Source organism: Desulfuromonadales bacterium (assembly GCA_035620395.1).
Taxonomy (GTDB): Bacteria; Desulfobacterota; Desulfuromonadia; order Desulfuromonadales; family DASPGW01; genus DASPGW01.
Genome location: DASPGW010000152.1, coordinates 1 through 10,322, shown reverse-complemented (window position 1 = coordinate 10,322; position 10,322 = coordinate 1). Strand labels below are relative to the sequence as shown.

General features: G+C 61.0%; 12 protein-coding genes. 4 read left to right on the top strand and 8 right to left on the bottom strand.

The genetic code is table 11. The features are described 5' to 3' along the window. From VD811_08245 to VD811_08235, 3 genes are all read left to right on the top strand, one after another. Positions 1–275: hypothetical protein (locus tag VD811_08245; GenBank protein ID HXV20961.1), on the top strand; the 275-nt coding region annotated here is incomplete at its 5' end. A gap of 199 nt (positions 276–474) precedes the next feature. Next, positions 475–1,374 (top strand): lysophospholipid acyltransferase family protein, encoded by a 900-nt coding sequence (locus tag VD811_08240; protein ID HXV20960.1) that lies wholly within the window; start codon positions 475–477, stop codon positions 1,372–1,374. Further along, positions 1,371–1,847: a tRNA (cytidine(34)-2'-O)-methyltransferase gene (locus VD811_08235; protein HXV20959.1), complete on the top strand. Its 477-nt coding sequence runs from the start codon at positions 1,371–1,373 to the stop codon at positions 1,845–1,847. The genes VD811_08240 and VD811_08235 overlap by 4 nt, the downstream gene beginning before the upstream one ends. Before the next feature lie 189 nt (positions 1,848–2,036). On the opposite strand, the gene VD811_08230 is transcribed toward VD811_08235, so the two are convergent. The 3 genes from VD811_08230 to murJ all read right to left on the bottom strand — a co-directional run bounded on the left by VD811_08230 (position 2,037) and on the right by murJ (position 4,855). Continuing rightward, the gene (locus tag VD811_08230; GenBank protein ID HXV20958.1) at positions 2,037–2,669 is read right to left on the bottom strand and encodes a DUF2238 domain-containing protein; all 633 of its coding nucleotides are present in this window, start codon (positions 2,667–2,669) and stop codon (positions 2,037–2,039) included. 79 nt (positions 2,670–2,748) lie between these two features. Then, positions 2,749–3,279: a methylated-DNA--[protein]-cysteine S-methyltransferase gene (locus VD811_08225; GenBank protein HXV20957.1), complete on the bottom strand. Its 531-nt coding sequence runs from the start codon at positions 3,277–3,279 to the stop codon at positions 2,749–2,751. Positions 3,280–3,283: 4 nt separating this feature from the next. Then, positions 3,284–4,855 (bottom strand): murein biosynthesis integral membrane protein MurJ, encoded by a 1,572-nt coding sequence (gene murJ, locus VD811_08220; protein ID HXV20956.1) that lies wholly within the window; start codon positions 4,853–4,855, stop codon positions 3,284–3,286. Positions 4,856–5,112: 257 nt separating this feature from the next. On the opposite strand from murJ, the gene rpsT reads away from it, so the two are divergent. Further along, a complete protein-coding gene (gene rpsT / locus VD811_08215; GenBank protein HXV20955.1) occupies positions 5,113–5,376 on the top strand; it encodes a 30S ribosomal protein S20 in 264 nt (87 codons plus the stop codon). A 51-nt stretch (positions 5,377–5,427) separates the two neighbouring features. Here the strand turns inward: rpsT and holA are convergent, their stop codons facing one another. The 5 genes from holA to VD811_08190 form a co-directional block, all read right to left on the bottom strand. After that, the gene (gene holA, locus VD811_08210; protein ID HXV20954.1) at positions 5,428–6,444 is read right to left on the bottom strand and encodes a DNA polymerase III subunit delta; all 1,017 of its coding nucleotides are present in this window, start codon (positions 6,442–6,444) and stop codon (positions 5,428–5,430) included. 18 nt (positions 6,445–6,462) lie between these two features. Next, complete coding sequence (locus tag VD811_08205) at positions 6,463–6,972, bottom strand: LptE family protein (GenBank protein HXV20953.1); 510 nt, start codon at positions 6,970–6,972, stop codon at positions 6,463–6,465. Continuing rightward, entirely contained in the window at positions 6,969–9,524 is a 2,556-nt protein-coding gene (gene leuS / locus VD811_08200; protein ID HXV20952.1) for a leucine--tRNA ligase, read from the bottom strand. The genes VD811_08205 and leuS overlap by 4 nt, the downstream gene beginning before the upstream one ends. A gap of 171 nt (positions 9,525–9,695) precedes the next feature. Continuing rightward, entirely contained in the window at positions 9,696–9,926 is a 231-nt protein-coding gene (gene infA / locus VD811_08195) for a translation initiation factor IF-1 (GenBank protein HXV20951.1), read from the bottom strand. A gap of 118 nt (positions 9,927–10,044) precedes the next feature. Further along, positions 10,045–10,322 (bottom strand): response regulator (locus tag VD811_08190; protein HXV20950.1); only part of this gene is annotated, 278 nt, incomplete at its 5' end.

Sequence of the window (10,322 nt, the reverse complement as noted above, 5' to 3'; positions counted from 1 at the left end):
TCAACACCCAGTGCACCTCCTGCCATGCCCGCGGCACCACCCAGTACAACAGCTACAACTCCGGAGAGCACGGCAGAAGCGATCACACGCGGCAGGCATGCACCGCCTGTCACAATACCACCAAATTGGCGAGCACGCACTTCAACCGCCTCGACACGCCGACCATGGAAGGACCCGCCGGGGCCACCATCGGCGGCGGCACCACCCGGGTGAACAGCTACAACACTTCCACCCAAACCTGCACGACCAGTTGCCACGGCAGCGAAAGCTGGTAATTGCATTCGCGCAGCAAACAGCAAAAAGGGCGAGGCCCGGGAGGCCTCGCCCTTTTTGCCATGTCCATCCCATCCAGGATCGGCTCCCACCTTACCCTTTGCAGCCTTTTTGTTGCCCACCACGGCAAAACATGTTATGTTTTGCCGCCCGCAACCCGCCTGTTCATCCGCTGTACTCAGATCATAGAGAAGTGCCGTCTTGTCCAATTCACACTATAAAAACTATTTCGAATATGCCCTGTTTCTGGCACTGAACGCCGTGGCCAGGGTATTACCCCGGCGTCTGGCGCTCAAACTCGGCGCCGGTATCGGTTCGCTCACCCCCTACCTGCTGCCGAGGCGCAGGCAAATTGCGCATGCCAACCTGCGCCGGGCTTATCCGGAAAAATCGGAAGCTGAGATCCGCGCGATCATGGCGAAGATGTTCCGCCACTTGGGCAAGAGCGGTTTCGAAATGCTGCTCGTCGATAGATTCAAAGCCGGGCATGATCTCGAGAGCTTCTTCGAAATCCACGGACTCGAGAACCTGCACGATGCCTATGCCCTCGACCGCGGGGTGTTCCTCCTGAGTGGCCATATCGGCTTCTGGGAGGTCGGCACCTTCTTTCTCGGCGCACTCGGCTTTCCCGCCGATTTTGTCGCCAAACAGATGCGTAACCCCTACATCGGCCGGCACTTCGAGAAGCTTCGCGAGGCTGGCGGCGGGCGCGTCATCGACGCCCGCCAGGGGGCACGCAAAATTGTCCGTTCTCTTGCCGAGAAGCGCGTGGTCTGCGTCCTGCTCGACCAGCACACCTCGCCGAAGACATCGGTCAAGGTCGATTTCTTCGGCCGCCCGGCCTACACCACTCCGATCATCACCCAGATTGCCATGAAATACGACGTACCGATCGTGCCGGCATTCACCTACCGCACCGGAGACGATCGCTACCGGGTCTATTTCGAACCGGCACTTCGCCTCCCCAACGACCCCACCCCCGAGGCCATCGTCGAACAAACGGCGCGGCTCACCTCATGCATCGAAGCGGCCGTCCGCAAGGATCCCCACCAGTGGTTCTGGGTGCACCGGCGCTGGCGGGACAAGCCGGGAAGACCATGAAGGAAGCCGTTCCTTTCCACATCGTTTTGATCGAGCCGGAGATCCCGCCCAACACCGGCAACATCGCCCGTCTCTGCGGAGCCACCGGCACCATACTGCACCTCGTCGGCCCGCTTGGCTTCGCCATAGACGACCGCCAACTGCGCCGGGCCGGCCTTGATTACTGGCCGGCCATCGATGTGCGTCGCTGGGATTCACTGGCGCTACTGCAGGCGGCGCATCCGGACGGCCGCTGGTGGTACACTTCGAAAAAAGCCCGCAAATCCCACATCGAGGCGGATTTTCGGGCCGGTGATTTTCTCGTCTTCGGAAAGGAGACGCAAGGCCTGCCCGAAGAGCTGCTCGACGCCCACCCGGAGTGCGGCATCCGCATCCCCATCTTTTCCCCTCTGGTCCGCAGCCTCAACCTCTCGACGGCCGCCGGCATCATCCTCTACGAAGCGCTGCGCCAGACCGGTCGACTCGCCGACTGAGTCCATGCAGACCGTCAAAGAGGACTTGCACGGGCCTGGGTTCATAAAAAGCCAGAAGCTTTCCCCACTGAGCGCCGAAAATATCCAGAGATCACAGAGGGATATCCCTGTTCTTTTATCTCTGTCTGCTCAGTTTCCCGCTCTGAGGTCTCTGTGATGATGCTTTAATTTCGTTACCATAGAATCTTCTTACCGGACTGGCCTCAATAACTTGTCCAACTGTCGACTATGCACGCCGGAGAGTGTCAACTGCGCGATGATCGCCCCGCACAGTGCCAGGAACATGTCCCACTGCGTGTCCCATATATCCCCCTGCGTGCCGAGAAAGGCCTCGGCGGCCGTGCCGGTGCCCACTGCGACCCACCATTCGATGAACTCATAACCGGCGCTGATCGCCAGGCAGATGCAGGAAACGATGAAGAACAGCCATTTCCCCGGCTGCAGCGGCGAAGTGCGCAGCAGGATCTCCCGAGCGATCATGGCCGGGACGAACCCCTGGGCAAAGTGGCCGACACGGTCGTAGTAATTGCGCTGCAGATCGAAACTGTCACGGAGCCAGTTGAACAGGGGAACTTCGGCATAGGTGTAGTGACCACCGACGAGCAGAATCACCGCATGCAGCCAGATCAACAGGTAGAGGAGGTCGGTGAGGGGAAACCGGCGAATGGTCGCCATCAGGACGATGACCCCGATGACGGCGGGGAGTACCTCGAGAACCCAGGTGAAGCGGTCCGCCGGCTCGACGGCCGACCAGAGAAAGACCAGCGCCAGGCCGGCAAGCAGGAGCAGGTGATATCTGTAGCTGACAGACGTGTCGATCATGGACTGTCCTCCGCCGAAAAAGTAAGGTCAGCAACTCCCTCTGGATGTCTCGTGAGCACGAGGGGATCGGAACCTTCCGCTACCCATCGGCAATCAAGAGTTTTTCCGCCTCGAAGCGCAGCAGCCACTGTTTGGTGGCGATCCCCTCCCCCCCGGAGTAGCCCGTCATCTTGCCGCCGGCGCCGAGCACGCGGTGGCAGGGAATTATGATGGGAAAGGGGTTGGTCGCCATAACCCGGCCGACGGCCCTGGCGGCGCGCGGGAAGCCGGCCAGCATGGCCAGTTCCCCGTAGGTCAGCGTCGAGCCGAAAGGGACCTGTGCCAGGGTATGCAGCACCCGGGCCGTAAAGGGGGTGAGCGTATCCAGCGCCAGGGGCAGCTCGAAACAACGGCGGCGGCCGTGAAAATAATCATCCAGTTGCCGGACCGCCTCTGCGCAGACCGCGGAGCACTGCGCTCGCGCTTCCGGGCAGAGCCGTGCGATACGCTCACGTACGGCCGTCGCCTGCGGTTCTGAGACAATTTCCACCAGGCGCTCCTTTCCGCAAACCAGACCGAGCCAACCGATCGGCGCCTGCCAGAGGTGGTATGCGAGACCGGTCTCCAGCATCCCTTTACCCCCTGCGCAGCAGCTTGCGCCGGAAGAGCGCCGCTGCCTCGGTCGCCTCGGGAATCCGCAGCAGCAGGCAGCCGCCGGCATAGACCGCCATGCCGGCGAGCAACGCCCCGCCCAGCACCATCCCCTTGAGCCAGCGGCCGCCGGCAGCGCTCCACTCTCCATAGCCGAGGATGCCCCAGACGACCGCAGCCATCAGCGCCGTCAGCGGCAGGAGGCGCAGAAACGAGGTGCCGACGGACGCGAGTCCGAGGCGGCCGATCTTGCGCCGCAGGGCCCAGATCAGCACCAGTGCATTGAAGACCGACGAGAGGGTCAGGGCGAGGGCCAGACCGGTATGCCGCAGCGGCCCCATGAGAAGCAGGCCGAGCCCGGCGTTGGCCAGCAGGGTCCAGAACGAGATCCAGACCGGCGTTCGGGTGTCCTGCATGGCGTAGAAAGTCGGCACCACCACCCGGCTCACCCCGACGAAGAGCAGGCCGGGGGCGTAGGCGGCCAGAGCCAGTGCCGTCTGCCGCACGTCCTCGAAGCTGAAGGCCCCGCCCATGAAGAAGAGGCTGTAGGCCGGCACGGCACAGAGCATCAGGCCTACCGCGGCGGGCAGCGTCACCAGCACGATCAGCGCCAGGGCAAAGCGCAGCGACTCCTTGAGCCCCGCCTCATCGTGCAGCGCCGCCTGGCGGCTCATCGAGGGTAGGACGGCCTGGGCCAGGGAGACGATGAAAATGCCCTGCGGGAACTCGAACAGGCGCTGCCCGTAATAGAGGTAGGAGACGCTCCCCTCGGGCAGAAAGGAAGCGAGCAGCCGGCTTACCACGACGTTGATCTGGTAGATCGCCACCCCGATCAGCCCCGGCAGCATCAGCCGGGCGATGCGGACGACGGCCGGGTGGCGGAAGCCGAAATCGAGCCGCAGGCGAATCCCTTTCCGATGCAGGGCGGGAAGCTGCAGCAGCAGCTGCAACGCGCCGCCAAGCAGGACGCCGACCGCCAGGGCGGTAATCGGCACTTCGAAGGCCGGTGCCAGCAGCACGGCGCAGCCGATCATCGACAGGTTGAGAAAGACCGGCGAGAGAGCCGGCAGGAAGTAGTGGCCAAGGACATTCAGCACGCCGGTCAGCAGCGCCAGCAGGCTGACGAAAAAGATATAGGGGAACATCAGGCGGTTGAGGTAGTCGGTCAGCCCGAGCTTTCCCTCGACTTCGGCGAATCCGAAACCGATGGCGCGGACGAGCCAAGGCGAGCAGAGGATTCCCAGCACCGTCACCGCCGCCATGACGATCAGCAGCAGGGTCCAGCAGATGCTGGCCACCCGCCGCGCCTCCACCTCCCCCTGACGGTGATAGACATCGGCAAAGGTCGGCACGAAGGCAGCGGTCAGGGAGCCTTCGGCAAAAAAGCGGCGCAGCAGGTTGGGGATGGTAAACGCCATGAAAAAAGCGTCCGTGGCAAAGCCGGCTCCAAAAAGGCCGGCGACCACGATGTCTCGCACCAGGCCGGCGACGCGGCTCAGGCCGGTGGCGACCCCCATGACACCTGTCGCTTTCGAAATCTGCTTCTTCTCAGACATCTTGACTTGCTCTTTTCAGTTCACCGTCAATGATGGTGTGCAATCGATACAGAAAACTTCAGCAGGCTGCTGCCATTACGCCGCCGGATGGGATTATTTTTTGTTAATACAATGGCTTACCACTGCAACAGACTGTTTTAGCGCAGTTTATTAACATAGATTTGAATTTTTTTATCTTGACTCGGACAACCCGGCATGTTAAAAATGTCTCCGTTAATATGACCAGCAAACATCAACTTACCGTGGAGGATAAAACCTTGGCCAATCACAAGTCTGCCATCAAGAGAAATCGTCAGAACGAAGTTCGCAATGCCCGCAACACCCACATCCGGTCCACCATGCGGACTTATGTCAAGCAGGTCCGCGAGGCCGTCGCTGCCGGCGACGGGGAAGCTGCCCGCTCGGCCCTTGTCCGCGCCGTCCCCTTCATCGACAAGGCTGCCAGTAAAGGGGTGATTCACAAGGCGACCGCCAGCCGCAAGATTTCCCGGCTCAGCAAACTGGTTCACGCCCTCGCCTGAACCGGCCAAAACATAAAAGACAGCGTAAAGGGGCCGTTACGGCCCCTTTTTTTATTTCCCGGACACCTCCGTGCCGGCGTCTGCCATGACATCCAGGACCAGCTTCTCCAGCATGGCTGCCGGGTGCGCGCCACTGGATTTTAGCGCCAGGTCGGCATCCAGAAAAAGCGCGAAGATTCGCCGATAACGGGCCGGCGAGAAACGCCCCGCCTGGGCCACCAGACCATCGACAAAATAAGGGTTGACCCCTGCACGGCGGGCGATCTCCTTGGTGCCGCCCCCTTGGTCGAGCAGTTCACTGATTTTCCAGAGCTGACGGAAGTGCCGCACCATCATGGTCAGCAACACCAGCGGCACGCCACCTTCATCGAGCAGTCGAGCCAAAAGCCTGAGCGCTTCTCCCTTCTCCCTGCCGCCGAGGGCATTGGTCAAATCGAAAATACTGTCGATCCGGGTGTCGGAAACAACGGCGGCAACGTCGGCGGCATCAACCAGGGTGCGCTCGCCGAGATAGGCAAACAGCTTGGTGAGCTCGCTGTGAACCTCCTGCAGGTTGCTCCCCACCCGGCGACAGAATAGCGCCATGGCATCCTCGGTCAAGGAACGACCGGCCGCTTTCGCCTGTTCTCTGACGAAAGTGGGAATCTGGTTGTCGTAGAGGCGCTTGAATTCAATCAAAACGCCGCGTTTCTTGAATTCCTGAAAGAATTTTTTGCGGCCGTCGATCTTGTCGGCGGTAAAAACGAGGATCGTTTCCGGCGCCGGATCGTCCAGATAAGGAAGAAAGTCATCGAAACTGGCGGCGGAGAGGTTCTGCGCCTCCTTCACCAGGACGAGACGGTGGGGGTTGAAGACCGGCAGGGTGAGAGCCGTATCGAGAATGACCTCGGCAGGCGTTTCCTTGCCGTGATAGAGGTTGTAATTGAAATCCCGGGCCTCAGCCGGCACGAAGACGTCACGCAGACGCTGAAGCGTTCGGTCGAGAAGAAAGGTCTCCTCGCCGTAGAGAAACAGCAGAGAGGGAACGCTCCGTCCCTCGATGGCCCGGTTCAATTCAGCGTAGGTCATGGGTCTGCCAGCGGGGCCTCAGAAGTTTTCCATGATCCGGAAATAAAGCTCCTGAGCCAGTCGGTCGGCGATCACGGCAATGGCGACGGCCTCGTTGTCCTCCTGAACACCCTTGTCGAGGTTGGCTGGATATTCTTCCGACCAGTCGATGCTGCCTTTCCAGAGAATGCGATCATCCGAAGCCTGCCGCAGCGTGACGGCTATGGTCAGGGTAGAACGGTACTCGGTGATCACGTCGTTGCGGTCGTAAGAAATCGGTGAGGTGCCATAGGCGGTGACAACACCGGAGAGAACAGCATCGGCGCTATCCCGTTTCTCGACCAGACGCAGGGGACGGTTACGGGCGAAACGGGCAATCACGCTGTCGGTGATGCTGTTTTCGAGAAACGGCTCGGTGGTTCGGTTGCTGAACAGTTCAATATAGAGCGACTGCACGTCGGACGGCAGGTTGCTGCTGCGGCCGGAAAGATGATAGCCGCAACCGCCAAGCAGCAGCAAGGCCGCGAGCAACAGGCCAAAGGTTCTCATGCGGTCACCACGCTGACCAGTCGGCCCGGAACGACGACAACCTTGTTCACGGTCTTGCCGGCGATGAAACGAGCCACATTCTCTTCGGTTAAAGCCGCCTGCTTGACCGTCTCTTCGTCGGCGTCGGCAGCGACCGAAATCTTGCCTCGCACCTTGCCGTTGACCTGAACGACGATGACTTTCACGTCTTCGATCAGGGCCGCCGCGTCCCATGCCGGCCAGCCGGCCCGCTCGATTCCCTCGTCGTTCCCCAGACAATTCCAGAGCTCCTCAGCTAGATGCGGGACAAAAGGGGCCAGCAGGCGAACGACCGTCTCCAGTGCCTCGCGCAGAACGGCCGGCTGACGAGCCTTGCCTTCGAAGGCGTAGATGGCGTTGACCAATTCCATGACGGCAGCGATGGCCGTGTTGAAATGGAACCGCCCGTCAATATCTTCGGTAACCTTCTTGATGGTGCGATGGGTCAGACGGTGCAGGGTCCGCCCCTCCCCTTCGGCCGTGCCGACAGGACCGCTGTCGGCAATCAGCTCGAGATTGTCGTAGACAACCCGCCAGACACGGTTGAGGAAGCGGGAACACCCCTCCACCCCCTGTTCATTCCACTCCAGGTCCTTTTCCGGCGGGGCGGCGAAGAGAGAGAAGAGCCGGGCGGTGTCGGCCCCGAAGCGGTTGATGAGTTTGTCGGGGTCGACCACGTTTTTCTTTGACTTGCTCATCTTCTCATTACGCCCAACGATGGCCGCCGCTCCACACTTTGTGCAACGGCCGTCGGTCACCTCCTCCGGGTAGAGCCAGCCGTGCTGCGGACAGGCGCTGGTTTCCATGCAAACCATCCCCTGGGTCAGGAGATTGGCGAAGGGTTCGTCGACGTTCATCATGCCGAGATCGCGCATGACCTTGGTGAAGAAGCGGGCGTAGAGCAGATGCATGACGGCATGCTCGATCCCGCCGATGTACTGGTCGACCGGCAGCCAGTACTCGGCAGCCTGGCGGTCAACCGGCGCCGAGGGGAAATCCGGGCAGGCATAGCGGGCGAAATACCAGGAGCTCTCGACAAAGGTGTCGAAGGTGTCGGTTTCGCGGCGGGCCGCCTCGCCGCACTGGGGGCAGGTGACGTTGACGAAGGCGCTGCTCTTGGCCAGCGGGCTCCCCCCCTCGCCGGTCAATTCGACATCCCGGGGAAGAATGACCGGCAGGTCCTGCTCGGGGACCGGAACCGTACCACAGACATCACAGTAGATGATCGGGATCGGAGTACCCCAGTAACGCTGGCGCGACACGCCCCAGTCGCGCAGGCGATAGTTCACCGTCTTCTTGCCGATCCCTTCCTTCTGCAGGTAGTCGGCGATCGCCTCCTTGGCTGCTTCGTTCCCCAGACCGTCGAAGGCTGCCGAATGAACCAAGGTGCCGGGCCCGGTCCAGGCCTCGGCCATGGCCGCCGGATCGAGGGCCGGTCCTTCCGGTTGGATGACCACCGTCAGCGGCAGGTCGTATTTGCGGGCAAACTCGAAATCGCGCTGATCGTGGGTGGGGACCGCCATCACCGCGCCGGTGCCGTAATCCATCAGGACAAAGTTGGCCAGGTAGATCGGCATCCTTTTCCTGGTCACCGGATTGATGCACCAGGAGCCGGTAAAGACCCCTTCTTTCTCGAAATCCTCACTGGTCCGTCTGGCTTTCTCTTGCCGTCTGACGCGGGCAATGAACTCCTCGACGGCAGGCCGCTGCCCGTCGGTCGCCAGCTCGAGAGCCATGGGATGTTCCGGGGCCAGGCTCATGAAGGTGGCGCCGTAGAGGGTATCCTGCCGGGTGGTGAAGACGCGGATCTTCTTGAGCGAATGCTCCAGCGGGAAGTCGATTTCACAGCCGGTGGAGCGGCCGATCCAGTTGCGTTGCATGATCAGCACGGGCTCCGGCCAGCCCGGCAGCCGGAAGGTCCAGTCGAGCAGTTCTTCAGCATAGTCGGTGATTTTGAAGAACCACTGCTCCAGCTCCTTCTGCTCGACTTCGTTGTCGCAACGCCAGCAGCAACCGTCCTCCACCTGCTCGTTGGCCAGAACGGTCCGGCAGTCCGGACACCAGTTGACGAAGGAGCTCTTCTTGTAGGCCAGCCCCCGCTCGAACATGCGCAGGAAGATCAGCTGCTCCCACTTGTAGTAGTCGACATCGCAGGTCGCCAGCTCCCGGTCCCAGTCGTAGGAGAGCCCCATCTTCTTGAGCTGGGCGCGCATGTTGTCGATGTTCTCGTAGGTCCACCTGGCCGGATGGGTGCCGTGCTGGATAGCGGCATTCTCGGCCGGCATGCCGAAGGCGTCCCAGCCCATGGGATGCAGGACGTTGTAACCCTGCAGGCGCTTGAAGCGGGCCACGACGTCGCCAATGGAATAGTTGCGCACGTGCCCCATGTGAATGCGGCCGGAGGGATAGGGGAACATCTCCAGCAGGTAGAATTTTTCCTTGCCTGGGGTCTCGGCAACCTTGAACGTACTGCGTTCTTCCCAGGCTTTCTGCCACTTGCTTTCGATTGCCCCGGCGTTGTAGCGCTCTTGCATAGGTCCTCCGCGACCGGACGGCCGCCGGTAAGAAACAGGAATACCGGCTTGTGCCGGTATCAGTTGCCCTCAATTTAAAAAATCGCATCCAGCCACGAATGCTGAGGCCGCCGGCCTGCCGTGGCTGCAGGACAGAACGCGCAAGGTCCGGCGGGGCAGTGATGAACGGGCCTATTTTTCCCGGTAGGTGATCCGTCCACGGGTCAGGTCGTAGGGAGAGAGTTCCACAGTCACGCGGTCACCGGGAAGGATGCGGATGTAAAACTTGCGCATTTTGCCGGAGATATGAGCCAGCACGATGTGGCCGTTGTCCAGTTCAACCCGGAACATGGCGTTGGGGAGAGGTTCGAGGACTTTTCCCTCGACTTCGATTGCTTCTTCTTTTGCCAAAAGAGCCTCCATGGTGGTCAGAAAAAGGCAGACCGGCAACAGTCGGTCGAACCCGGATATTTAACATAACAGGCACGGCAGTTGTCAACCCTCACCAGGGAAGACGCTTACCGGCCGGCGGGGACGGCGGTCAGGCGCCGAGGTTGAGCAGACGCTTGGCGACGTCGAGTATCTGGGTGGTCTGTATCGGTTTGGTGATATAATCGTTTGCACCCAGCGCCAGAGCGCGCTCCCGGTCTTCGCTCGCCCCTTCGGTGGTAATGATGACGATCGGCACCTGCTTGTAGCCTGCATCGTTGCGCACCAGGCTCACCAGTTTGAGTCCGTCCATGATCGGCATGTTGATGTCGGTGAAAATCAGGTCGAATTTGTCACTCGACAGCTTTTTCAGCCCATCGACCCCGTCGT

Bases quoted from the DNA above. Each gene is read 5' to 3' on its own strand.
- VD811_08235 (HXV20959.1), top strand. From the start codon at position 1,371: ATGAAGGAAGCCGTTCCTTTCCACATCGTTTTGATCGAGCCGGAGATC.
- VD811_08230 (HXV20958.1), bottom strand. From the start codon at position 2,669: ATGATCGACACGTCTGTCAGCTACAGATATCACCTGCTCCTGCTTGCC.
- VD811_08225 (HXV20957.1), bottom strand. From the start codon at position 3,279: ATGCTGGAGACCGGTCTCGCATACCACCTCTGGCAGGCGCCGATCGGT.
- murJ (HXV20956.1), bottom strand. From the start codon at position 4,855: ATGTCTGAGAAGAAGCAGATTTCGAAAGCGACAGGTGTCATGGGGGTC.
- holA (HXV20954.1), bottom strand. From the start codon at position 6,444: ATGACCTACGCTGAATTGAACCGGGCCATCGAGGGACGGAGCGTTCCC.
- VD811_08205 (HXV20953.1), bottom strand. From the start codon at position 6,972: ATGAGAACCTTTGGCCTGTTGCTCGCGGCCTTGCTGCTGCTTGGCGGT.
- leuS (HXV20952.1), bottom strand. From the start codon at position 9,524: ATGCAAGAGCGCTACAACGCCGGGGCAATCGAAAGCAAGTGGCAGAAA.
- infA (HXV20951.1), bottom strand. From the start codon at position 9,926: ATGGAGGCTCTTTTGGCAAAAGAAGAAGCAATCGAAGTCGAGGGAAAA.